Below are 23479 nucleotides of genomic sequence, written 5' to 3'. Positions count from 1 at the left end.
CAAAAAAAGGCCTAAAATATACGCAAAAAAGCCCCTTGAGCGAGCTCGAGGGGCTTTTTTTTAAAATTCGGCCATCAGGGCTTTTCGGCCCTTAAGAGATATACTTGATTTCTTTTGGTAATACTTGAGGTCCACCTGATCTTGATTATCTAGGTGAAACCCTTGGATACTATTGCCTATTTTGTTGAAAATTAGGCGTTTTTTGGTCCTTAAATTTCTTTTACCAATACAAAGGCCATCAAATCGTTTGAGTTTTTGTTTTTTCTCTTTGGGCCCCTTCCAGATCCAGAAACTGTTTCCTTTTTTATCTTTTTGTTCAATCAGTTGAATTTCTTCTCCATCTTTGGCGGCATAAATGCCTTCAAATTGGGCCGAAAAATTCTGGCAGTGGTCGTTCAGGTCCGTACTTTCGCCATCTAGGCTTCTGGCTAGGCGGTTAAAGACATATCGCCAGAGGAAATTTTCTTTTTTTCCTTGTCGGATGACGACTAAATTTCTGTCGGGATTGACATAAATAAATTGGCCCAAATAGCCAGAGGCAAAAAAGTCGCGATCCTGAAAAATGCCCTTTTCTAGGTCTCCATTTCGCCAAAAGCAGTTGCGGTAGCCCCAGTAGGCGCGGCCATCTTCTTTGCGGTTAATAATTTGTTCAATAAAATCTTTGGGGACCAATTGTTGGCCCTGCCAATTGCCTTTGTGCAGCAGTAGTTGGCCAAGGCGGAGCAAATCTCTAGAGCAAAGGGCAAAGCCGCCAAAAGCCCTTTGGTTACCGGCTTCTCGGCTATCTACGGTAAGTAGGGCGGGGCATTCCATGCCCATCGGCTGCCAAAGTTTGTCCGATAGATAATCGCCCACGCTTTGGCCGGTGGCGGTCTCCAAACAGCTCGATAAAATCTGGGTGGCTAGCGATTTATAGGCAAAATGCGTCCCCGGCCGATGCTCTACGGCATCAAAATTCCGAATATATTTATCTTGGTCATTATTATAATAGAGGACCGACAGTTTGCCAAAATCTCGTTCATCCTTAAAATCAATACCCGAAACCATATTGAGCAAATGAAAAATCTTAATGCCTCGGCGTTCGGGATCCGAAAATTCGGGAATAAAGTCAGAAACGGGCTGTTCGGCTGAGATTTTTCCCTCGCCAATGGCAATGCCGACTAACAAAGCCGTAATGGCTTTAGAGATAGAAAAAACGACCTGCGGCTCATATTTTTTATGTCCATTGGCATAATCCTCAAAGAGCAAACTATCATTGCGAAGGACCAAAAAGGCCGTACTATGGCTTTTTTTCATAAACTGCGCCCAATTTTCCTCCCCTTTGCGGTAATCCTTGGGCACCCAATGGGCCAAAGGGGGCAAAATATTGGGGTTTTGCGCCTCTACAAAGGAGGCAGAAGGAGAAGCCGCCGCAAAAATAGTATCTTTGGGAAACAGCTTGTAGTCGGAAACGGCGGGCATCATGTGCAGCCCAATTCGGCTAAAGGTACAGGCCGATAGGAGGATAAAAATAAAGCTAAAACTGAAGAAAAGGGTAGTGGTTTTTTGCATAAATAGGGGCCTTTTGGCCATGTTTTTTTTGATGAAGAATAAAGTAATTTGGGGCTGCCCCTCGCCTTTGGCTCGGGTCGGGCTGTGTCGCAGCTCGCAGGTCTGCTCGGCCCATCGCTTTTTCGCTTTGCTCAAAAGCTCGGTCTGGCCTTCGGCCACTGCTATCCATCCCTCAGCCAGTCGCTTCGCTCCTCTGGACCACAAAAATCAAGCTTGAACGTTCAGTGAATAAAAACTTTTTACTAAAAAATTGTTTAGTCTATTTTATGCTTTCAATACTGATCCCCAATTACAATTATGAGGTAGGTCCATTATTGCAGGAGCTTTTGCGGCAGATGCAGGCCGAGAATATGGCCTTAGAGTTAATTTGTATGGACGATGGCTCTGCGGAGCCTTATCGGCAGCAGTTGAGGGAGTTGTCGGGGCATCCTTTTTTGCAGAAGGTTTTCCTAGAAAAAAATATTGGGCGGGCGGCCATTCGCAACCGTTTGGCCCAACTGGCTAGCCAGCCTTATTTATTGTATTTGGATGCCGACAGTTGGCCCAGTTCGCCTAGATTTTTGGCCCAATACCTCGATCATTTGGGGCCTTGGGTGCTGGTTGGGGGGAGAGAATACGCCCCAGCTTGTCCCGCCGCCAAATTTAGTTTGCATTGGAACTATGGCCGAAGTCGAGAAGTACGTCCTTTGGCAGGGCGTCAAGCGCAGCCTTATGCCTCTTTTATGAGCAATAATTTTGCTTTGCCTCGGGCTTGGGCTTTGGCCCAACCTTTTGAGGAGCAGCTCAAGCAGTATGGGCATGAAGACAGCCTTTGGGGCTGGCAATTGGCCCAAGAAAAAAAAGAGATTCGACAAATAGATAATGCCGTCATTCATTTGGGCCTAGATGAAAATACGGCCTTTTTGGCCAAGTCTAAGCAGGCCGTAGAAAACCTGCATTTTTTGTCTACTACAGCCGCTTTTCCTATGTTAGACGATATAAAGCTTTGGCGGGTTTGGAAGAAGGTCCAGTTTTTTGCCCCTTTATTGGCTCATCTACACCGAATTATGCACAAAAGTTGGGAAAAGCAGTTGTTTGCGCCTCAGCCCTCCCTAAAACTATTTGATTTTTATCGGCTCTCTTATTTGGCTTTGTATAGACAAACAGCCAAAAATAAAAGGACCTGATTGCTTTTTGGGAGTTTTATTTTACTGAATAGCTAGTCCCACAACTTTTTCTTGGAAGCAGATGAAATGTTAAAAGTACTTAATGAGAAAATTATTAAAAATTAGCTTGATCTTGCTCTTACTGAGCTGTTCGAATACTAAGGATAGATACAAGGGGACTGTAGATCGTATTCATATTGTTTGTCATGGACCTATTAAAAGGGATTTTGAAAGTTATAAACAAGAGGATTTTTACATTGACTATTATCTACCAATACCGAAGACTCAAAATGGGGATCTAGAGAACGCTAATGTTATCCTACTGGGAGCAGCTAGGTTGTGTGATACGGATAGGATGAAAATGTATAATCCTACGAATTTAAAAAACGCTATAATAGAAGAGGCTCAATTGTATAGGGTTCGGGGAATTGCTTTATACCTATTTCGTGATGAGCCTGAAGAATATTTTAAGGACAACCTAGCCTTTGCAAAAAGGGGGCAAATTATCATTGAAAATGAGCATATTTCTTATGCCTATTCTATTGATTCAAGCACAAGGTTCGTCTTTGTTGAAGAGGGGAAGTGATTTTGCGGAAAGCAACTAGGGACTTTCGCCTCTTTTTTGTGATACAGAATGGAATAAAAGCTAAAATAATAAATCCATAAAACCTAATATATGATTCCTTTAGAATATTTAGAGATAAAAGAAGTTGATAATCAGGAACTTTTTATTATAAAAAAAACTTTTTTAGCACAAGTGGTAGAGAACTCAGAATTTTATTTAGACGAGTTTAATCCTCTATTGCGGCGAATTTTTGTGAGTAAAATAATAGAATACGGCAGCATTCTAAACTTAGATTTTGCGTTTGCTAAATTGGGAAATAGATGGATGCCATATAATCTAGTTGAGGTCAATGGAAAACTTCAGCGAATTTATCTTGAAAATATCTCATGCTCTCATTGCGGTTGGGAGGGTTTGATAGGAAATCCTTCTGTCCTGGATGCTTATATAGGAGCAAAGAATTATGAAATTCCAAAAAGTGAAAAACCTTGTCCAAGTTGCAAGACAAAATTATCGCGTCATGCTTTTTATATATTTAGGTAAATAGACGTTCATTTGTACTAGTAGCCCCATCTATATTGATTTGCAGTTGGGGCCTCCCGCCTTTGGCGGGCGCTACGCTTCAGGGCTCGCAGGTCTGCTCGGCCCTGCGCGGGCTGCGCCCGCTTGGTCTGGCCTTTGGCCACCCCTGCACATCGCTAGGCCGCTCAACTGTCTTTTTTCTTTGGGCCGTTTTCTTTGGCGGCTGGGCAGTTTTGGGTCCATGGGCTGAAGCTTAATGGAAAGCTATAAGTAGAAAAAGCGAACAAGGACTTTAGTCCGTCAGTTCGCTCAGTTAACAACCCTGGGCTTCAGCCCAGGGCGGTAAGCATAGCCACTTATTAGTCCCTCAACTTTTTCTCGGATCTTTTGAAAAAAGAAGAAATAAAGCGTCTTTTAGCGGCTGGGTCGTTTTGGCCCCATGGGCTAAAGCCCATGCTTGTAGACTGAACAAAGAGCGGGCTAAAGCCCTTGTTTGCTATAAATGATAAAGCTGTTTATCACAACTCATTATGGGCCGATGGTTTTAACCTTCGGCTCATTTTATTGCGTTTGGTATGGCTTCTTTTGTTGCTGTGGGTTTTAACCCACTGGTTCAAAATAACAACTCCCAAACCACAACCGCAAAGAAAAATCCCCTCGAATGAGGGGATGACGATTTTTTCTATAGCCTAGGGCCTTGGCCCTAGGGGTGGCCGAAGGCCAAATCGGCCTAGGGATGGACAGTAGTGGCCGTTAGGCCAGACCAAGGCGCTGAAAGCGCCGCAGGGCCGAGCAGACCTGCGAGCTGCGAAACAGCCCGGCCGCCGCAGGCGGCAGGCCCCAAAAAAGCAGTTGCTTGGACCTTCGTCTGTATTAAAATTATTTGATAATGTATGCACTTAAGAAAACTTGTTTCCTGCTTCTTGTTTCGGGGCTCTTTTTTTCTTGTCAGCTTAGAGAGCCCTCAGTTGATGGGGCAAAGGAAAAGCTAATTTTTCTACCTTATAACCTTTTGATGACTGCCGTAGAGGCCGAAAATCATTATGTCTTGAGTACTGCTTTGGAAACCAATGATAGTACTTCTTTGAACGCCATACTTCAATTAAATGAATCGGGCGATTTTCAGGAACAGGCACAACTAGAAGTAAAGGGATCTGTGAATGCCTTTGAAGTCATTCAAGGAGAATTCTACTTATTGACAGAAGAGTTGAATGAGGAAGAATCTGGAAAACCTAAGTTTTTAGGGAAACCTGAGTTTTTAGTTAAATATGGAGCTAAGGGGCAACTTCTGTGGCGTAAAACTTTGGGACGGCAATGTCAGGAACGGCCATCTTTTATAAAGAGGTATCAAGATAGTCTTTGTTTTCTGGCGAGTAGTTCGACTAATAGTTATGAAATTCAGTTAGTTGATGCAAAGGGAGAACTACTAAGAACATTTAATGTCCCGAAAGAATTGGAAGCTGGCCTTGATGTAGAATCTCGAATAACTGATTTAGCTATAGGGGAGGAGAATAACATTTATTTGGCTGTTAGTGAGCATTATCAAGATAGGATGCTGACTAATAAGTTTAGCCTCTTAAAACTAAACCAAGAGGGGCGCTTAGAATGGAAAAAAGATTACCCTGAGTTAAAATCAAAAGGTTGTATTTATGAGCATTACCTTCATAGAATTAGTTATGCTAATGGTCAAATTGTATCCTATAATCAAAATTTAGGAATGATTACTATTGATCAAAAGGGGCAGATTAAAGAAAATCGCTTATTGCAAAAATCGAAGTTGGGATGTTTCCCGCTTGCTCTTAGCGCGCTGAGCGATACCACTTACATTCTAGCTTATCAAAAGGCAGGTGATTTTTACTATAATAGCTTTGGGTCTGATGAAATATCCTTACCGCCTTCAAAGAAAATATCTGGAGAAACTAGAGATGCAAGGGGGAGGCCATTTATATTTCATTTTCCAACTGAAAATAAGTTACTGATAATCTGCCCGTTTAATGCTCATGTACAGGAAGAACCTGCCTATATTATTCGTGAAATAGAGAACTATTAAGAGATGAATCGAGCAAGAGCTATTAGCCTAATGATGTTTTTCTGTATGGTTTCATGTATGTCTCTTCGAGGATCTATAGTTCGAAAAGACTACAAGGTCGTATTTAACCATTCAGAGTATGTTGTGATTGAAATGTTGGATATAGAAGAGGTTTTAGAGAAAAAACTATCTTTGAATTTGAGAGAACTTTATAGAGCAGGGATGTATATATCAATAGCTTATGAAGGAATAAATATAGACTCCTTGACAATAAAAAAACAGGATGGAACATTGATCTCATTTTATAATGAGGTTCACGAGCTAAATAAAAAGTTTAAACCTAATGTTAAGCCTAGTCAGAAAATTAAATTGTTAGACAAAACAATTCATGCACATAAGCTAATGGTTTGGACTGATGGTAAATAGCTTGTTATGGCTGCTCAGCTGTCTTTTTTCTTCGGCGGCTGGGCAATTTTGGCCCCATGGGCTAAAGCCCATGGTTGTAGACTATGCAAACTGGCGGGCTAAAGCCCTTCTTTGCTGATGGAGCCTAGTGGAACAGCAAATCCCCTCGAATGAGGGGATGACAATTTTTTCTATAGCCTAGGGCCTTGGCCCTAGGGGTGGCCGAAGGCCAAACGGCCTAGGGATGGATAAGGGGGCGGCGCAGCCGCAGACCAAGCAAAATGAGCATAGCGAATTTTGCGCAGGGCCGAGCAGACCTGCGAGCTGCGAAACAGCCCGGCCGCCGCAGGCGGCAGGCCCCAAAAAAAAACCCTCCGAAGAGGGTGTGTTCAAATGCAAAAGGCCAACTTAGTAGCTATATTCTACCTCTAGTTGGAAGCGGCTGCCATCTGTGCCTTCTATGTTGATAGTGCTTGGTGGATTGGCGACCTTATAACTAGAAATATCGATAAGATCAACAGATGTATCCATCAACTCGTCTTCGCCAAAATCATCATAATCAAAGAGGGCAATAGCAAAATCTAGAGAGCTATTGAGGTCTACTCGAAGAGGATTGTTGAGGGTGAGCGTAATTCCACCGCCAGGAGCGACATCTTCCACATAATTGCTAGCGCCATTATAAATGACATCGCCAATGTAGCCATTGCCATCTGTATAAGCGATATAAAAATACATATCGGCATCGCTAAAGTTGGTATCCCAATCGCGGTTTTCATAGGAGTTATAGGTTGGCGTATTGTTAACCGATACTTTGTTGATGAGCATAGCCGTGGGGATGGGGTCATCATCTTTGCTACAAGATTGTAGGCCGATAGCAGCGAATAGAAGTCCGAGGAACAAAAAAGTCTGTATTTTTTTCATGATAAAAAGCTTGTGCGCCTAGACGCGGGTTAAATAATTGGACCCAAATAAAGGCAGAAGCGAAGGTTTGTTGGGCAAAGAAAGAGGGGGAAAGGGCAGAACTGTTAAATTTTTCTAAGGCGGTAATTTTTTACCTCAAAGGGAGCCCGCTCGATCTGCTTGGCAGAATTGCAGAAAAACCTTAGCTTTGTGCTACCTAAATACGACCATCATGCACAAGAAAAAAGTCCTTTACCTGGCCTTGTCTAATCGGCAAGCCCTAGCCGATTTATTTCCCATTTTACAAGCTTTGGCCCAAAAAGGAGTGGGCAGCTTGGCCCGGCCAAGAGGGCGGCTGCTGTTTCAGTTGGAGAAATGGAAGAAGCGTTCTACCTTCGTTTTTGACCAACTACATATTTTTTATTCGGCCTTGCCCAGCAGCCAAGAAGAAAGCAGCCAAAAGGCCCTAAGCCGCTTGTTGGGCCTAAAACCAAAAGCAGATATAGCGGAAATTATTAGCCATTACGACGGCCTAAATGAACTGAAAAAAGCCAGCCTAGCCGAGGATTTTATGGCCATTTTAGCGCAGTTGTCTGTAGAAAAACAATGGCTGTTTTGGGCTGGAAAAGAGGCCTGTCTAGGGCCTTATCATAAGGGGCGTATATTTTTTCATCCCCTAAATGGCGAGCTCTCTTCTGCCTGTTTGCTGAGCCTAGAAAAACAAATTGAAGCAAATCAATCTAGTGATATTTTCTGTTGGGATAATCCCGCTTTCGGCCCCTGGTACCTCTGCTGCCAATTACTGATCGAACAAGAGCTGTTGTCGAGCGCCAATTATTTGTTTCAAGCCCTAGAAGACGAAAAAGGACAGCTAATTTTGGGGCGGGTGCAAGATAAATTATTGCCCAAACTCAGAGAGCAGTTGTTGCCCAAATTGCCTAGGGCTGCAGAGATAGACCTTGTTCAGTCCGAATTGCAAACCTATCTCAAGCAGGGCTTTTCTATTCTGCTTTTAGGCGAAAGAGGAAGCGGAAAAAATTATCATTTAGAGCAATTGAAAACAATTTTAGGCGATATTCCCCGCCTGCATGCTCTAGAAATAGCCGAGGAGGAGGACCTCTTGTCTGCCCAACTTTTTGATGAACAAACTGGCTTTTTTGAAGAGGCCAATGGGGGCGCCCTGATTATTGAGGAGGTGCAAGAGCTGAACACAAAGGCCCAAATTCGCCTCATGCAGGCCATTTCTACCGATCGAAATAATTATTTTCGGGGAGATGGAGAGGGCCGACGCTATCAGTTTCGCCTCATTTTTACTAGCAGCCTGCCCTTAGAGGAGCTGAAAAAGGCCCTTTTACCCCGCTTTTTTGACCGAATTGCGCAGCTTCGGCTTAACTTAACCGCCTTGAGAAATCAACCGCATAAAATTATTAGCGCCTGGCAATCGGTCTGGAAAAAAATGCGCTTTGCAATGCCTTGCCCCGATGCAGCAGAATTTCTCCTTTGGCTGCAACAACAAGAACTAAAGGGAAATTACCGAGATCTAGAACAGATCGCCATCGCTTATAAGGCCTTTTTTGATTTTCCCGAAGAGCTGCAAAAACGAAAAGGTCCAGAGGTACTCGATTGGCTCAAAAAAGAGTTTGACCAGCCGCTATCTGGAACAGCTGATCTGCCACAACAAGCCATTCTAAATTATTTACTTCCTGCAGAGGCCTTTTTGAAAACAGAACCTAATTTAGGCAATAAGCTGCTCAACCGCTTTCGCCTTCTTTTACTAGAATGGACCAAAGAGGTAGAATCTCCCCATGATTTTTTGGGAATCAGCCCAAAAACAGCCTATAACTGGAAAAGTGCAGCCGATAAAGAGCCACCTAGCTTTTAAGAAAAGCCTCCCAATAGTCAGTCAAAGGCAAGAGTTGGTTCCACTCTTGCCAAATGGCATCTTTGGGCAAGGCCTGAAGTTGCTGCGCATAAAGCGCTAAAAGGTCCAATTGCCCTTCCTCACTCAAATCGCCCAACTGAAGCAGTAGCTTGAGGTTCTTTTCATAGAAAGGATAACGGTTGGCTTGCCGACCCAAACCCTTGAGGTCTTGCTCGACTTCTGCCAGTTGCCCTTTGAGCTTGCCCGCCCGAAAACTTTCCCAATAGACAATTAAGTCAATGGTTTTGGCCCGCAAATTAGCGAGTTCTAGACCCTGAAGTAGCTGCATGCAATGCTGCAATTCTTCAAAATGCCCGCCTTTGTACAAAGGCGATAGGGCCAGGGATAATAGCTGCCCCAAAATGGCCTGCTGCTCCAAACCATAGCGCTTAATTAAGGGCAAACTCCTTTCCTTTAAGAATTGGGCCATCTGCGCATCTTTTAGCTGATCCTGCCAATACAAGAGAAATAATAAATGTAGATGCAATAGCCTAGGATAGAGAAATTTATGCTTTTTGCAATGGGCCTCGGCTTTCTCAAACTCAAGCCAAAGCGCCTCTTCTCCCTTCAACCCCAAAGAAAAACTAAAGTGATTCATCAACAGTTTTAGGTAGGCCGCCGCCTGCGCCTGTATGAGCTTGGGCTGCTCTTCCATACTGTCCAAAGCGGCCTGACTATGCGCCAAGGCTTCCTCATCTCGCCCCTTGGCCTTGGCCAAAAGCGCCTGAGATTGCCACCAACTTCGCATCGCTTTGCTGCTCGCTGGCTGATAGTCTTTATCCAAAATTTGCTCTTCTACTAAACGCTGCATTTTTCTGGCCCGACTCTTCGCCTCCAAGGGACTAGATGGCGCATTCATCATCCGACTCAGTTCCTCATTGACCAAAGCATACTGACTGTAATTGTGCAAAAGAGCAGCCCTTTTTGTTGCGGCCTCCACTTATCGAGCAGCACCACCATACATTTTTTCATAGCGCTCTCGGCTATAACCTTTTTCTATGCGAGTTTTGGGGCTAAGAAAACGGAGGTAAAAACGCTTGGCCAAACTAGCAAACTCTAGGGCCTCCTTTTTGCCATCATTGGTGAAGCCACGTTCTGCTTTATTCATCGCAAGCCACATCTCTAGCATCATAAAGGCCTTAGACTCTTCTTTTACATATTTATTGTTCTTAAGTCCATTGCGCCAAGTTCCATGACGATAGGCTAAATAGTTTCTCATCCCTTTAGGAGAATGGTCCGTTGGTTTGGGCGTAAAGGCAAAACTACATTTAGCCTCAAAAAGAGCAAAGGCTTTTTCACAGGCAGCTCTAGCCTGCAAACTGATTTTACTGGCCTCTTTGTCCAAATCATAAATATTTTCTCCCGCTTTAATGCGAGCTCGCAAGCCAAAGGCAAGTTCCTTAAAAGCGGCTGCTTCTGCTTCTGTCATTACATATTCATCATCTGCCATGGGGTTTTCCTCCATCATGTTCATTGTTGTTTCAGTAGATAAATGATTTTCTGCTGCTTGAGGCATACTGCTAAAAGCAAGCAAGGGGAAACTACAAAAAACGATTAGCTTTTTCATATCTATAGTTTATCTTGTGAGAAATTTTAAATCGAGCTCATCAATATTTAGACCATAAGTAGGTGAGTATAATCCTTGCAGCTATGAGATACTTTTATTTTTTAGTTTTATTATTTTGTTTGGGCGCTTGCCAACTAGAGATGCAAGAAGGCGCTGGCCAAGAAATAGCCAGCCAGCCAGATGAGCCAGCCAAAAGAAGTATACTAAAAAAGGACTTTGATTATGAGGACCTAGAATTTAAGGGACAGCCTTTGCGCATGACCAAACATGGCCGCTGCCGCTCTGCTTGTCGACATATTGATGCCTACGAAATTCAGGAAATTTTAGAAAAAGGCAAAATCAATTATAAAAAAACAAGACCCAATGACCAACCTTGTCCCTCTTTTGCCTATGAAGGCATTAGCCGAGATGGCCAAAAGCTGCGGGTGGTAATTGGCGCTTGTGAAACCGACCCTAGAGTAATTACGGTAATTGATTTGGGCAAAAAATGGTCTTGTAGCTGTAAGTAGGTCCTAAAAGAGGAGCGAAGCGACGACCGGCTGAGGGATGGATAGCAGTGGCCCGCAGGGCCAGACCGAGCTTTTGAGCAAAGCGAAAAAGCGATGGGCCGAGCAGACCTGCGAGCTGCGGTACAGCCCGACCCGACCAGCGGGAGGGGCAGCCCCAAAAGGGGAGTAGTTCGAGGACTAACAGAAGTACCCAGCCCGAGCCGACCACAATTTTATGAGGGTTTAAACCCTCATTTCTATATTATCGCAAAGCGATACTACCCTTGCGGTGGGTTTTAACCCGCCGAAAAGGCAGCCCCAAAAAAGAAAAAAAACAGAAGATTGGATAGTAGTTTATTAAAATTGGAAGCCGTTTATAAGCAATATGCTGGGCATACGGCCGTAAACGACCTAAGCTTTGAGCTAAGTAGGGGCCAGATTTTTGGCCTTTTAGGGCCGAATGGAGCAGGGAAAAGCTCTTTAATTCGGATGATTTGTGCCATTACTAAGGCCGATAAAGGCCAGATTTTCTTTGATGGCAAGCTAGTTGGACCAAAAACGCAGCGCAAAATTGGCTATATGCCCGAAGAGCGCGGCCTGTATAAAAAAATGCGGGTGAGCGAGCAAATTATGTATTTGGCCCGCCTCAAAGGGCTCTCGAAAAAAGAGGCCAAAAAACGAATGACCGCCTGGCTGCAACGCTTTGATATTGAAGATTGGAAAAAGAAACGGATTGAGGAATTGTCTAAGGGCATGCAGCAAAAAATCCAGTTTATTGTGACCGTGATCCACGAGCCCGAACTCTTGATTTTGGACGAACCCTTTTCGGGCCTCGACCCCCTCAATAGCCAAATTATTCGAGAAGAAATTTACCGCCTCAAAGAGGAGGGCAGCACCATTTTGTTTTCTACCCACCGTATGGAGCAAGTGGAGCAAATCTGCGAGCAAATTTTGCTCATCAACAAGGGCGAAAAATTATTTTTGGGCAAGGTAGCCGAGGTAAAAGAGCGCTTTAAGAAAAACGAATTTTTGATCCAAACTCAAGGCCCAGCCGCTAATGATTTTGCGCAGGCTTTTGAGCTCTTGGACCAAGGCGAAGATTGGCTGAAAATCCGTCTGCAAGAAGCGCAAACAAGCGCAGAACTTTTTGCGGCTGTAGTGGATGCAGGCCTGCCAATACGGCGTTTTGAGGAGATTTTGCCTAGCTTGCAAGAGATATTTATCGAAATGGTACAGGAATAAAATTATGCGAAAACTTTGGTTAATTATTAGTCGAGAGTATGGCTCTAGAGTACGAAAAAGGAGCTTTATTCTGACCACAATTCTCACGCCCTTAGGCTTTTTATTGCTCTTTAGTATTAGCATTTTTGCCAGTATGTCGGCCGTGAGTAAAGAAAAAACAATTTGGGTATTAGATGAGGCCAATCTGCTCAATCAGGCCGATGGGGCGCTCTCTTCTTCGGGCAGTTTGAACCTAGTTTCGGCCCCAAAAACGAGCCCAGACAGCCTGCGAAAGTTATTGCTGCAAACAGAAAATAATCCGGTAGATGCCCTTTTGTATATTCCCAAAACGGCGGTCCAAAACCGAGAAAATCTGAGCAATTTATTGAGCATTCAGCTAGAGCTTTATGGCCGAGAGCCGCTCAGCGGTAGCGCCCAATCTATTCTTCGGCAGCGCCTGAGCCGCCGACTCATTAAGGAGCGCAGAAAGCTCTTGGGCATCAATTTGAAGGACCTAGAACGGGCCGAATTGAAGGGCAGCGACCTGCATTTTAACCAGCTCAATATGGCCGGCGAAAAAGAAACGGCCGCCTCTGCTCAGGTCTATTTGGCCAGCTTTTTAGGGGGCGGCATGATGATGCTCATCTATATGGTCATCCTGATTTATGGCAATATGGTCATGCGCTCGGTCATGGAAGAAAAAACCAGCCGAATCGTCGAAATTGTCATCTCTTCGGTTAAGCCTTTTCAATTGATGCTGGGCAAAATTATTGGCGTGGGGGCCGTGGGCCTCACCCAATTTCTCATCTGGGGCCTAAGTATCCCTACGCTGCAGCTCATCCTCAGCTTATTTGTGGCCCTACCTGCGGCCAGTAGCTCGCCTTTGCCCAGCGGCAGCGGCCTAGAAGAGGACCAAATGCTGATGATTATGGACAATCTAGAGGGCTTCAGCCAATTTAATTACAGCTATTTAATGAGCTGCTTTTTGGCCTTTTTCTTACTCGGCTACACCCTTTACGCCTCTATTTTTGCCGCCATTGGTGCCGCTATGGGCGACGATTGGGGAGAGGGGCAATCACTCACCATTATCGTGACTATCCCCGTGGTGGCCGCTATGCTCATTGGCCTACAAGCCATCGAAAACCCCCATGGCAGCTTGGTCGAATACGCCTCTTATGTGCCCTTTTTTGCCCCCGTTATCATGCCCGCCCGCCTCGCTTTTGACCCACCCCTCTGGCAGCTGGGCCTCTCCCTCGGCATCCTTTTCCTTTCGGCCATCGCCATGATTTGGCTATCGGGCCGCATTTACCGCATCGGCATCCTATTATATGGCAAACAACCCTCTGTCAAACAGTTTTTTTACTGGATGTTCAAGTTCTAATGGTTTTGGGGCTGCCCCGCCCTGCGGGCGGGTCGGGCTGTTTCAGGGCTCGCTGTTCGCTCGGCCCTGCGCGGGCTGTGCCCGCTGGGTCTGGCCTTCGGCCACCCTTGTCCATCCCTCAGCCTGCGGCCCTTCGGGCCTGTAGGACACCATAAAAATAAAATAAGGTCCCTTAACCGTTACTTTAGGCAACGTTTTTGCTAAGCACTGGCTAATTCATAGGGAGATAGGAAGGCCTATTTACCCAAATTTTTTAAATAAAAAATCAAATTCTCATGAAGCATTGGATTTATCTTTCCGTATTCGCCCTATTTTTGGGCCTCATGCCCCAAGAAGCACAAGCTCAGGGCTTTTTGAAGCGCGCTCGTGAGCGTGCAGAGAAAAAACTCAAGCAGCGTGCAGACAAAGCCGTGGATAAAACGGTAGACAAAAGCTTGGATAATGCCGAAGATGCCGTTACGGGCAAAAAGAAAAAGAAGAAATCAAGCAGCAAAACAACCGACAAAAGCAGCACAGCCACAAAACGCAGCACTAATGCAGCAGCAAGTAGCTCTGCAGCTTCTTCTAAGCGCAAAAAGGAGCTAGATAGCCGCCTAAGCAGCGCAGAAGAAGTAATGGACGCTTATTTTAATGCCCTAGGTGGCCAAGCCAAACTAGAAAAGCTAAACAATATTTATATTAAAGCTTCTGCCTCTATGGCGGGCCGCGAACTAGGCGAAGAGCGCATTATGTTGCAGGGCCAAAAGTACCGCACACTCACAACGATGAGTGGCAATGAAATTCCAACAACCTTTGATGGTAAGCAACATTTTTCTGATGGAAAAGTAAGCGCACTAGATGCTGAAAATCTTAAAAAACAGCAGCTTTTGGCTACTTATCCCGCCGAATTGGCCATGCAAAAACAAGGCTATAGCTTTGAGTTTTTGGGCATCGACAATGTACAAGGCAAAAAATGCTATAAAGTACGCAGCGAAAATGCAGAAAAAACAGAAAACTATCAGTTGTTTTTTGATATGGAAACTGGGCTGAAAGTACAGCAAATTCATAATTATATGCAGGCGACTCCCGGCACCAAAGGCGTAAACCGCCAACAAGTAGCCGTATATAGCAACTACAAAGAAGTAGAGGGCGTTCAAGTTCCTTATACCGAAAAGCGCGCCTTGCGTGGTTATGAAATTAAGTATAATGTAGAAGCCGTACAGTTCAATATTGATCTGCCCGCAGAAACATTTGAAATCGAAAACTAATATTGAATTAGTCGATTTTTTTAGCCGCCCCTGCCTTCAGGCAGGGGCGGCTTTTTTGGGACCAATTTTTTTGTTTAGCTCGTTTTTCTAAGAGCGCCTAAGCAAAAAGCTAACAGCTTTTTTGTAATAAATTCGGTTTAGTTGCTTTTTGCGGAATATTATTTTAAGGTTAAACCCTCGCTTACCAACAAAAGAAGGGATATTCTGTTTATCTTTAAAGGAATGACCAACTAAACTAAGCGACTATGCAAAAAACGAAAACTGCAGCCCTTTATAGGCGGCAATTTTTTATTGAACAGGCCGATTTGGACCGAATTGCGGCCGCCGGGCAACTACTGCCAGCAGGCCTAGAGCAAAAGGTATTTGATCGCCTTTTTGACTGGATGCGCAATTGCTCTAGCTATGAGGAGTACTACACCGAGGATTTAATTGCAGGCATAGACCAAGGAAAGTCTATTATCTGGGGTGACATGATTTCTGCGGTTTTAGATGAGGCCTATGTAGAGCGACACCTGGGTTTTGGCGATGCCTTTTTGGGCCTGGGGCTAAGTCTAAATGCCTTTATGTCTTTATTGGCGGCTTATCAGGAGTTTGTTTTAGATGAACTGATTGAGCATGCGGGCAAGGATCCCGATTTAATTTTAGCGTTTAAGAAGTATGCGCAGGTGGGCCTAGATATTGTTTCGGAGGTTTATCGCAAACGGGCACTTTTGAGTTTGGAGGAACAAAATGATGCCCTGCGAGAACTGTCGACCCCCGTAGCTCAAATCTGGGATGGGATTTTGCTTTTGCCTTTGGTGGGCTTTATTGATTCTAAACGGGCCAAAGACGTGATGGAGGCCATGTTGGACAAGGTTGCAGAGACGCAAGCCAAGTTTTTTATCTTAGACATTAGTGGGGTGGCCATTGTAGATACGGCAGTCGCCAATCATCTAATTAAGATGAGCAAGGCGGCTCGCCTGATGGGGAGCCAGTGCATGATTTCGGGGGTTTCTGGTCCTATTGCACAAACTATTGTAGAGTTGGGTATTGCCATAGATGAAATTAGGACCACGGGCAGTATGCGAGATGCTTTGCGCTTAGCCATTAAAGAGGCTGGGGCCAGCTTCTAAACGGCTAATTTTGTGATGATCGTCTAGCCAGTCTCTTTTGGGGAGACTGGCTAGCTGCTTTTGGGGCGAAGCCCCGGCCCGAAGGGCCAATGGCCCAGCGCTGCGCAGCCGTGGCCGAAGGCCAGACCAAGTTTTTTGAGCGTAGCGAAAAAAACGCAGGGCCGAGCAGACCTGCGAGCGGCGAAGCCTAGCGGCGGCCGCCCCCAAAATCAGGGCGGCCGCGGGCCCCAAAAAAATAGTCAATAAAGCGAATTCAGAAACTTTGGAAATCAGAACAAGCTGCTTATATTAGGCGCCTAAAATTAAATCTCATCAACATTATGTGGTTAGACATTGTCCAAATTACTTTGCCAGCACTGCTGCTATTTTTGAGCACCTTAGTGCTTGTCAATAAGTTTTTGAAAAACCAGAGAGAGGCTATGCAGAGCTTTTTGCTCAAAGAGGCAGAGTTTAGAAAAATTGAGGGCGAACGCCGCAAAATTGAGCTACAAAAAGCCAATAAAGAAACAACTTTACCCCTGCGTTTGCATGCCTATGAGCGTTTGTCGCTCTATTGTAATCGTTTGGATATTGTTGACCTTTTGCAGCGTTTTGACCCCGATGAATTATCGGCTAAAAGTTATAGTGCACAACTACAAATTGCTCTAGAAGAGGAATTTTCGCATAATGTGACTCAGCAAATGTATATGTCTGAGGAGCTTTGGCAGATCATTTTATTGGCCAAAAAAGAAGCAAAAGTGATTTTGCAAAGGGTCCAACAGCAACTAGATGCGGTAGCAGAAGGGAAGCAATTGCCTGCGCAAAAGTATGTAGAAGTTTTGTTGGTCTACCTAGAAGAAAGTCCGCAAGAAGGGCATACTCAGGCTCTTGCCGCCATCAAAAAAGAGGTCGCCCTTTTGTTCTAAGCGCCTCTTTATTCGGTCTTTTTTGGGCCAAAAACAACAGCTAATCAACAACCTATGTCTAAGCGTCTTATTGAGTGCGTGCCCAATTTTAGTGAGGGCCGCCGACCAGAAGTTATTGCCGAAATTACAGCCGCTATTGCTGCTGTAGAAGGGGTGAAATTGCTTAATGTGGACCCCGGAAAGGCCACCAACCGCACGGTGGTTACTTTTGTCGGAGAGCCAGAAGCCGTGATTGAAGGGGCTTTTCAGGGCATTAAGAAAGCCAGTGAACTCATTGATATGAGCAAACATAAGGGCGAGCATCCTCGTATGGGGGCCACCGATGTTTGTCCACTGATTCCGATTTCGGGCGTTTCTGTAGAAGAAGCGGTGGCTTATAGCCAAAAATTGGGAGAAAGAGTGGGGCAGGAGCTAAACATTCCTGTCTTTTTGTATGAGCATTCGGCCACTCAGGCCAAATGGAAAAACTTGGCCAATATCCGTTCTGGAGAATATGAAGCCATGGCCGATAAATTGGCCACGCCTGAGTTTACTCCTGATTATGGCCCCAAAGCTTTGCATAAAGAAGCGGGGGTGATGGCTATTGGTGCTCGTGATTTCTTGATTGCCTATAATATTAACCTCAATACGACCTCTGTCCGTCGGGCCAATTCTGTAGCCTTTGATATTCGAGAAGCGGGCCGCGTTAAGCGAGAGGGGAACCCCATTACGGGCAAAAAAGTATTGGATGAAAATGGGCAGCCGGTCCGCATTGCAGGCGCTTGTAAGGGCGTAAAGGGAATCGGTTGGTTTATTGAAGAATATGGGGTGGCTCAGGTGTCGATGAACATCACGAACATTGAGCAAAGTCCTTTGCATATTGTTTTTGAGGAAAGTTGCAAGTCGGCAACTAAAAGAGGTATGCGGGTAACGGGCTCAGAGCTAGTGGGCTTGGTGCCGCTCAAGGTGATGCTAGATGCTGGCCGCTATTTTCTGCGCCAACAGCAACGTTCTGTTGGGATTTCAGAACAAGAATTGATCAAGATTGCGGTCAAAACGATGGGCCTAGACGAGCTTTCTCCCTTTGATCCCAATGAGCGCATTATCGAATATCAGCTCAAGGATGCCAGTCAGCAGCCTTTAATTCAGATGAGTTTATCTGACTTTGCCACAGAAACCTCTTCAGAGAGTCCAGCCCCAGGTGGGGGCTCTATTTCGGCCTATGTAGGGGCTTTGGGCGCTGCTTTAGGCGGTATGGTAGCCAATTTGTCGAGCCACAAAAGAGGTTGGGACGACCGCTGGGAGTACTTTAGCGATTGGGCCGAAAGAGCGCAGGTTTTAGAGCGAGAACTGGTTGATCTAGTCGATAAAGATACCGATGCCTTTAATGGAATTATGGCGGCTTTCCGTTTGCCTAAAGGCAGCGAGGCCGAAAAAGCAGCTCGCAAAGAAGCCATTGCCGAAGCTACTCGCCAAGCGATTTTAGTGCCTTTCCAGGTCATGAAAGCTTGTATGGCTAGTTTACCGCTTTTAGAGGAAATGGCCAAGGAGGGTAACCCCAATTCTATTAGTGATGTTGGCGTGGGTATGCTTTGCGCTAGAGCTGCGCTTCGTGGTGCCTACCTCAATGTGAAGATTAACAGCAAAGGGATGGAGAGTGATAGCATCGTTAGCGATTGCTTGCAAGAAGGAGCTGCTATGCTCGATAAAATGCAAGCTGCTGAAACAGCGGTTTTGGCTATTGTAGAAACTAAACTCTAGTGCGTTCCTGACCAAAAGAAGAAAAGCCTGTAGCATTTTGCTACAGGCTTTTTTTGTCCCTTTAAACTGGGTTTAAAGCTCTTCCAAAATGAATTTTGTCATTTTGTTATAGAGGTGTAGGCGGGTATAGCCGCCATAAATCCCATGGTTTTTATTGGGGTAAAACTGCTGATCAAAGGGAATATTATTATTGATGAGCTCCGAAGACATTTCGGCAGCATGCTGAAAATGCACATTATCATCGGCAAAGCCGTGCACCAATAAATAGGCTCCTTCTATGCGCTCCACAAAGTTGATGGGAGAGTTTTGCTCATAGCCCTCATTATTTTCTTTGGGGCTGCGCATATAGCGCTCTGTATAAATGCTATCGTACCATTTCCAGTTGGTAACCGGGGCCACAGCAATGGCCATTTTAAAGACCTTATTGCCCTTGGCTAAGCATAAAGAAGAGAGATAGCCGCCAAAGCTCCAGCCAAAGATGCCAATGCGGCTGCCATCTACATAATCTAAACCAGCCAAATAGTTGGCGGCGGCAATTTGGTCCATGGCCTCATATTTACCCAATTGCATATAGGTCGCTTTTCTAAAGGCTTCTCCTCTGGGCTCGGTGCCTCGGCCATCTACAGAAACTACAATATAGCCTTTCTGGGCCAGTAGCTGAAACCACATATTGTTGCCATCCTTCCAAGCATTACCCGCTGTGGGGGCCGAGGGGCCGCCATAGACATACATAAAGACGGGATATTTCTTTTTAGGATCAAAGTTGGGAGGCAAAATGCGCCAGCCATTCAATTTAGTCCCTTCGGGATTCTTAAAAGAGAAATACTCAATTTTGCCCAAATTGTAGTTTTTCAAACGCTGCTTCAAAGGGGCATTATCCTCAATCACACGCAATTTTTTATTGCCTTTGGTCTGATAAACCGTAAAGCTAGGCGGCGTATTGATGTCCGAATGCTTATTGATGTAAAAAGCAAAGGTGGGGCTAAATTCTGCACTATTGGTCCCCGCGGCCTTGCTGAGCTTTTTCATCTTTTTGCCCTTCAAGCTAACCCAATAAACCTCTCTTTCAGTCGATTTTTCGGCCGCAGCCTGAAAGTAAAGGCGCTCATTTTTTTCATCTACCCCATAAAAGTCGGTAACATCCCATTCGCCTTTGGTCAGTTGGCGAATAACCTTGCCCGCTTTATCATAAAGGTAAAAATGGCGGTAGCCATCAGTTTCATCTGACCAAACAAAGCGGCCATCTTTCAAAAAGACCAAATGGTCCTCAATATCAATAAAATATTTATTCTCTTTGCTCATCAACAACTTGGGGGTGCTAGCATCAGCAGCCAATAAAAATAGGTCCAATTGGTTCTGATGACGGTTCATCCGATAGATGCAAAGCTCGTTGTTGGGGGTCCAAAGCAAACGCGGAATATACTGATCCGTCTCCCTCCCTACTTCCAACTGACGTAGCTTTTTGCTCTCCAAATCATAGAGATGTACCGTGACAATGGCGTTTTTCTCTCCCGCTTTAGGGTACTTAAAGCTAACGGGATTAGGGTAGAGGTTCCCCAAATAATAGGTCATCCCAAATTCCTTTACCGCCGATTCATCAAAGCGCAAAAAGGCAATTTTACGACCATCAGGCGACCAAAAAAAGGCCTTGTCAATGGCAAATTCTTCTTCATATACCCAGTCCGTGGCCCCATTGATAATTTTATTTTGTTCGCCATCTTCCGTGATTTGTAACTCTTTGCCCGTCTTCAAGTCCTTGTAAAAGAGGTTGTTGTCCCGAACAAAAGCCACTTTGTCTGCCTGCGGATTAAAGCTAGCATAACGCTGCTTGCCTGCCTCCGAAATCGCCTCCAATTTCTGGCTCTTGCGGTCATAAACAAAGTAGTTGGCCTTATAAGAGTAGCGATAAATTTTTGCGGGCTCCGTCTCCAACAAGATTTTTTCTTCTTTGGGCCCAAAACTATAGCCCGAAATGTCAAAGCCGTTTTCTGCCGTAAAAAGAACCTGACTTTCTTGGCCCGTTTTCAAATCAAACTCCCGAATCTTCTTGCCGTCTAACTGGCTGTAATGCTGCCCGTCTTGCATAAAGTTAAAGCCCTGAGCCGATTGCGAAAAGAACTGGTAATTTCGCCAAATCTCCTCTAGCTGAATCTCCTTTTCTTGAGCCCAAACCAAATTGGGCGCCGCCACTAGCAATAAGAATGCTAGCCCAACATAATGTTTTATCATTTTTTCTAAATTGATGAATGAAAATACAGTTTGATAATCAGTTCTTTAGGGCTGATAAGCTGCTGTATTCAAATAAATATATATGAAAATAGAATCTTTTTGCCGAACTTTGGGTTGTTTCTAAGTAGCCCCCAAAGCCCTTTATCTAAAAAAAGAAGTTCTTCGCAAAAGGACTATTCTTTTCTACAAAAAAGAAAAAAAGTTCGACTATATCGAGCGCTAAGCAGCTTCTTTTGGGGCTGCCCCGGCCTTTGGCCGGGTCGGGCTGTGCCGCAGCTCGCAGGTCTGCTCGGCCCTGCAGCGCTTTCAGCGCTTTGGTCTGGCCCTGCGGGCCACTGCTATCCATCCCTCAGCCGGCGGCTTCGCCGCCTCTAGACGCAAAAAATAAAAACAACTTTCTCAATAAAAAAAAACAATATTATGGCAGAACTCAGATCTACCCACCTGCACCAAAATGGCAAAAAAGTATGGCGATTGCAGGCCCTAAGTACCGAAGTTTATGATGTGGACAAGGGCGGAATGGTCACTACAGACCTCGTTGATTTTAATGACAGCAACTTTACTAGCCGATTTGGTGGCTATGTCCCCGTACAAATTACCTTCTACGATAACCGCAACTTTGAGGTCCTTTACCATACTGCCGATGGCCCAATTGAAGGCAATGGCCGCTGGACCAAAAATGCCGACCATATTATCTTGAAACAAAATACTGGCGATGAAATCGAACTGCCCAAAGCTGTCTTAGCTGCCGAAGACCAGTTCCATAGCCAATATGCTTATCTAGGCGGCAATATGGATATTCAACAGCTAAAGTATAGAGCTATTTAGTATCCCTCCTTTTAAAGAAGAGATAAAAAGGCCCAAGCGCAGCTGCGCTTGGGCCTTCGCTTTTCCCTTTCAGCATGTTGATGGCCGAAGGCCAAATGGCCACAACAAGGCCTTTAGGCCGCAGTTCGACGACTGTAAGGAGTAACACCCCAAAACAACCAACAAAAAAGAGCAGCCCTAAAGCTGCTCTCCAATAGTACATCCATTTAGCCTGAGGCTAGTATTTTTTCCAGAAGAAAGGCGTAAGCACAATCAGAACCGTAAAGAGTTCTAGGCGGCCAAGTAGCATCAAGAAAGAGAGAAAAAACTTCTGTCCCTGATTAAAAAAGGCAAAATTGGAGACGGGATTGACCTGCCCCAAACCAGGGCCCACATTACCCAAAGAGGTAGCCACCGAGCCCAAAACGGTTTCAAAATCAAAGCCCCAAGCCGCCATAATTAGGCAGCCAAAACAATAGAGGGCCATATAGACCAAGAAAAAGGCCAAGACATTATAGGCAATTTTGCCCTCTACGGCCTTTTTGTTGTAGCGCAGAGGTAAGATAGCATGAGGGTGCAATTGTCGCTTGAACTCCAAAATCCCGTTTTTCAGAATTAGGATGTGCCGAACAATTTTTACGCCCCCAGAGGTAGAACCCGCCGAGGCGCCCATGAACATCATGAGGAAAAATACCACCTTGAGAAAAGGACCCCAGGCCGTAAAATCCTCGGTCACAAAACCCGTAGTGGTAATCACGGCAATCACCTGAAATAGTGCATCTCTAAAGGCCTCTTCTAAAGAAACATTTAGCTTTTGGGGGTCATAACTAAAGACCAAGGCCGTGGCTATAGTCGTAATAATAAGGACCGAAAAGAGGTAGGCTCTAAACTCTTCATTGCGCCAAATGCGGTGCAACTGCCCCTTGAGTCCCCAATAGGTAAGCGAAAAGTTCATACCCGACAAAAACATAAAGACAATCACAACATAATGCACGGCGGGACCATAGGCCGCCAAACTGGCATTTTGCGTAGAAAATCCACCCGTAGAGACCGTGGCAAAGGCATGATTGACCGCATGATAGAGGTCCAGACCACAGAAAAGCAACAAAATGGTTTCTACTACGGTCAGCATCACATAAATCACCCACAGCCGCTTAGCAGTTTCGGTAATTCTGGGGTGCAACTTATCGGCAGTGGGACCAGGAGCCTCGGCTACAAAAAGCTGCATTCCGCCAATGCCCAAAAGTGGTAAAATGGCAATCGTGAGCACAATAATCCCCATTCCCCCAATCCAGTGCGTAAGCGAACGCCAAAACAGAATGGAGCGAGGCATGGCCTCAATATCATTGATGACCGAAGCCCCCGTAGTGGTAAATCCAGAAACCGACTCAAAGAGGGCGCAGGCAAAATCTGGAAATTCCACTCCGCCAAAAAGGTAATAGGGAAGGGCCCCCACTACAGACATCAGCAGCCAGCCCAAACTAACAATGAGGTAGCCGTCTCTTTTACTCAAATTGCCAGAATGCTTGCGAGTAGCCAACCAACTGCCGAGACCAAAGAGAATAGAGCCTAGACCAGGAATCAAAAACTCCCAAAAACCAGCCATTTCCATCATACCGCCTCCCTCTGCTTGGTAGATTAGGGCAATGGGCAGACAGGCTAACATAAAAAGGCCATTAAAAAAGAGCATACTGCCCAATACATTTAATATGACCTTGAGGTGAAATCTATTTTTAGGCATTTTAGG

General features: G+C 45.1%; 20 protein-coding genes. 14 read left to right on the top strand and 6 right to left on the bottom strand.

Annotated elements, in window-relative coordinates:
* Positions 1-60: 60 nt before the first annotated feature.
* Positions 61-1551: a serine hydrolase domain-containing protein gene (locus OP864_RS00185; protein WP_270099318.1), complete on the bottom strand. Its 1491-nt coding sequence runs from the start codon at positions 1549-1551 to the stop codon at positions 61-63.
* Between the two features lie 266 nt (positions 1552-1817).
* Between OP864_RS00185 and OP864_RS00180 the strand changes: the two genes are divergently transcribed.
* The 5 genes from OP864_RS00180 to OP864_RS00155 all read left to right on the top strand — a co-directional run bounded on the left by OP864_RS00180 (position 1818) and on the right by OP864_RS00155 (position 6235).
* A complete protein-coding gene (locus OP864_RS00180) occupies positions 1818-2717 on the top strand; it encodes a glycosyltransferase family 2 protein (protein ID WP_270099317.1) in 900 nt (299 codons plus the stop codon).
* 82 nt (positions 2718-2799) lie between these two features.
* The gene (locus tag OP864_RS00175) at positions 2800-3282 is read left to right on the top strand and encodes a hypothetical protein (protein ID WP_270099316.1); all 483 of its coding nucleotides are present in this window, start codon (positions 2800-2802) and stop codon (positions 3280-3282) included.
* A 90-nt stretch (positions 3283-3372) separates the two neighbouring features.
* Positions 3373-3801, top strand: a complete 429-nt coding sequence (locus OP864_RS00170; protein ID WP_270099315.1) for a hypothetical protein — start codon at positions 3373-3375, stop codon at positions 3799-3801.
* An 868-nt stretch (positions 3802-4669) separates the two neighbouring features.
* Positions 4670-5830 carry a hypothetical protein gene (locus tag OP864_RS00160; RefSeq protein WP_270099313.1) on the top strand — a complete coding sequence of 387 codons (1161 nt, stop codon included), beginning with the start codon at positions 4670-4672 and terminating at the stop codon, positions 5828-5830.
* A 3-nt stretch (positions 5831-5833) separates the two neighbouring features.
* The gene (locus OP864_RS00155; protein ID WP_270099312.1) at positions 5834-6235 is read left to right on the top strand and encodes a hypothetical protein; all 402 of its coding nucleotides are present in this window, start codon (positions 5834-5836) and stop codon (positions 6233-6235) included.
* Positions 6236-6622: 387 nt separating this feature from the next.
* Here the strand turns inward: OP864_RS00155 and OP864_RS00150 are convergent, their stop codons facing one another.
* Positions 6623-7135 (bottom strand): hypothetical protein, encoded by a 513-nt coding sequence (locus tag OP864_RS00150; RefSeq protein ID WP_270099311.1) that lies wholly within the window; start codon positions 7133-7135, stop codon positions 6623-6625.
* A 211-nt stretch (positions 7136-7346) separates the two neighbouring features.
* Between OP864_RS00150 and OP864_RS00145 the strand changes: the two genes are divergently transcribed.
* The gene (locus OP864_RS00145) at positions 7347-8996 is read left to right on the top strand and encodes a sigma 54-interacting transcriptional regulator (RefSeq protein WP_270099310.1); all 1650 of its coding nucleotides are present in this window, start codon (positions 7347-7349) and stop codon (positions 8994-8996) included.
* Here OP864_RS00145 and OP864_RS00140 read toward each other — a convergent pair.
* Together OP864_RS00140 and OP864_RS00135 are read right to left on the bottom strand one after the other, a co-directional pair.
* A complete protein-coding gene (locus OP864_RS00140) occupies positions 8986-9945 on the bottom strand; it encodes a hypothetical protein (RefSeq protein ID WP_270099309.1) in 960 nt (319 codons plus the stop codon). The two genes, OP864_RS00145 and OP864_RS00140, sit on opposite strands and share 11 nt — an antisense overlap.
* A gap of 30 nt (positions 9946-9975) precedes the next feature.
* Complete coding sequence (locus OP864_RS00135; protein ID WP_270099308.1) at positions 9976-10602, bottom strand: hypothetical protein; 627 nt, start codon at positions 10600-10602, stop codon at positions 9976-9978.
* A gap of 83 nt (positions 10603-10685) precedes the next feature.
* On the opposite strand from OP864_RS00135, the gene OP864_RS00130 reads away from it, so the two are divergent.
* From OP864_RS00130 to ftcD, 7 genes are all read left to right on the top strand, one after another.
* Positions 10686-11111, top strand: a complete 426-nt coding sequence (locus tag OP864_RS00130; RefSeq protein WP_270099307.1) for a DUF4258 domain-containing protein — start codon at positions 10686-10688, stop codon at positions 11109-11111.
* A 321-nt stretch (positions 11112-11432) separates the two neighbouring features.
* Positions 11433-12332, top strand: a complete 900-nt coding sequence (locus OP864_RS00125; protein WP_270099306.1) for an ABC transporter ATP-binding protein — start codon at positions 11433-11435, stop codon at positions 12330-12332.
* A 4-nt stretch (positions 12333-12336) separates the two neighbouring features.
* Entirely contained in the window at positions 12337-13692 is a 1356-nt protein-coding gene (locus tag OP864_RS00120; protein ID WP_270099305.1) for an ABC transporter permease, read from the top strand.
* 275 nt (positions 13693-13967) lie between these two features.
* Positions 13968-14939 carry a metallopeptidase gene (locus OP864_RS00115; protein ID WP_270099303.1) on the top strand — a complete coding sequence of 324 codons (972 nt, stop codon included), beginning with the start codon at positions 13968-13970 and terminating at the stop codon, positions 14937-14939.
* 245 nt (positions 14940-15184) lie between these two features.
* Positions 15185-16051, top strand: a complete 867-nt coding sequence (locus OP864_RS00110) for an STAS domain-containing protein (protein ID WP_270099302.1) — start codon at positions 15185-15187, stop codon at positions 16049-16051.
* A 320-nt stretch (positions 16052-16371) separates the two neighbouring features.
* Positions 16372-16956, top strand: coding sequence for a DUF7935 family protein (locus OP864_RS00105; RefSeq protein ID WP_270099301.1), 585 nt, complete (start codon positions 16372-16374; stop codon positions 16954-16956).
* A gap of 54 nt (positions 16957-17010) precedes the next feature.
* Positions 17011-18696 carry a glutamate formimidoyltransferase gene (ftcD, locus tag OP864_RS00100; protein ID WP_270099300.1) on the top strand — a complete coding sequence of 562 codons (1686 nt, stop codon included), beginning with the start codon at positions 17011-17013 and terminating at the stop codon, positions 18694-18696.
* Positions 18697-18768: 72 nt separating this feature from the next.
* On the opposite strand, the gene OP864_RS00095 is transcribed toward ftcD, so the two are convergent.
* The gene (locus OP864_RS00095; RefSeq protein ID WP_270099299.1) at positions 18769-20925 is read right to left on the bottom strand and encodes a S9 family peptidase; all 2157 of its coding nucleotides are present in this window, start codon (positions 20923-20925) and stop codon (positions 18769-18771) included.
* 420 nt (positions 20926-21345) lie between these two features.
* On the opposite strand from OP864_RS00095, the gene OP864_RS00090 reads away from it, so the two are divergent.
* Positions 21346-21753, top strand: a complete 408-nt coding sequence (locus OP864_RS00090; protein ID WP_270099297.1) for a hypothetical protein — start codon at positions 21346-21348, stop codon at positions 21751-21753.
* Between the two features lie 217 nt (positions 21754-21970).
* Here the strand turns inward: OP864_RS00090 and OP864_RS00085 are convergent, their stop codons facing one another.
* Positions 21971-23473, bottom strand: a complete 1503-nt coding sequence (locus OP864_RS00085) for a TrkH family potassium uptake protein (RefSeq protein ID WP_270099296.1) — start codon at positions 23471-23473, stop codon at positions 21971-21973.
* Positions 23474-23479 lie beyond the last annotated feature (6 nt).

Source organism: Saprospira grandis (genome assembly GCF_027594745.1).
In the GTDB taxonomy this organism is placed as follows: Bacteria; Bacteroidota; Bacteroidia; order Chitinophagales; family Saprospiraceae; genus Saprospira; species Saprospira grandis.
The sequence above is the reverse complement of the archived record's forward strand: the minus strand, read 5'-3'. Positions and strand labels throughout refer to the sequence as shown.

Coding starts and splice junctions, on each gene's coding strand:
- OP864_RS00150 (WP_270099311.1), bottom strand. CDS start 7,135: ATGAAAAAAATACAGACTTTTTTGTTCCTCGGACTTCTATTCGCTGCT.
- OP864_RS00180 (WP_270099317.1), top strand. CDS start 1,818: ATGCTTTCAATACTGATCCCCAATTACAATTATGAGGTAGGTCCATTA.
- OP864_RS00135 (WP_270099308.1), bottom strand. CDS start 10,602: ATGAAAAAGCTAATCGTTTTTTGTAGTTTCCCCTTGCTTGCTTTTAGC.
- OP864_RS00185 (WP_270099318.1), bottom strand. CDS start 1,551: ATGCAAAAAACCACTACCCTTTTCTTCAGTTTTAGCTTTATTTTTATC.
- OP864_RS00120 (WP_270099305.1), top strand. CDS start 12,337: ATGCGAAAACTTTGGTTAATTATTAGTCGAGAGTATGGCTCTAGAGTA.
- OP864_RS00105 (WP_270099301.1), top strand. CDS start 16,372: ATGTGGTTAGACATTGTCCAAATTACTTTGCCAGCACTGCTGCTATTT.
- OP864_RS00085 (WP_270099296.1), bottom strand. CDS start 23,473: ATGCCTAAAAATAGATTTCACCTCAAGGTCATATTAAATGTATTGGGC.
- OP864_RS00130 (WP_270099307.1), top strand. CDS start 10,686: ATGAGATACTTTTATTTTTTAGTTTTATTATTTTGTTTGGGCGCTTGC.
- OP864_RS00110 (WP_270099302.1), top strand. CDS start 15,185: ATGCAAAAAACGAAAACTGCAGCCCTTTATAGGCGGCAATTTTTTATT.
- OP864_RS00170 (WP_270099315.1), top strand. CDS start 3,373: ATGATTCCTTTAGAATATTTAGAGATAAAAGAAGTTGATAATCAGGAA.
- OP864_RS00145 (WP_270099310.1), top strand. CDS start 7,347: ATGCACAAGAAAAAAGTCCTTTACCTGGCCTTGTCTAATCGGCAAGCC.
- OP864_RS00115 (WP_270099303.1), top strand. CDS start 13,968: ATGAAGCATTGGATTTATCTTTCCGTATTCGCCCTATTTTTGGGCCTC.
- ftcD (WP_270099300.1), top strand. CDS start 17,011: ATGTCTAAGCGTCTTATTGAGTGCGTGCCCAATTTTAGTGAGGGCCGC.
- OP864_RS00095 (WP_270099299.1), bottom strand. CDS start 20,925: ATGATAAAACATTATGTTGGGCTAGCATTCTTATTGCTAGTGGCGGCG.
- OP864_RS00155 (WP_270099312.1), top strand. CDS start 5,834: ATGAATCGAGCAAGAGCTATTAGCCTAATGATGTTTTTCTGTATGGTT.
- OP864_RS00160 (WP_270099313.1), top strand. CDS start 4,670: ATGTATGCACTTAAGAAAACTTGTTTCCTGCTTCTTGTTTCGGGGCTC.
- OP864_RS00090 (WP_270099297.1), top strand. CDS start 21,346: ATGGCAGAACTCAGATCTACCCACCTGCACCAAAATGGCAAAAAAGTA.
- OP864_RS00175 (WP_270099316.1), top strand. CDS start 2,800: ATGAGAAAATTATTAAAAATTAGCTTGATCTTGCTCTTACTGAGCTGT.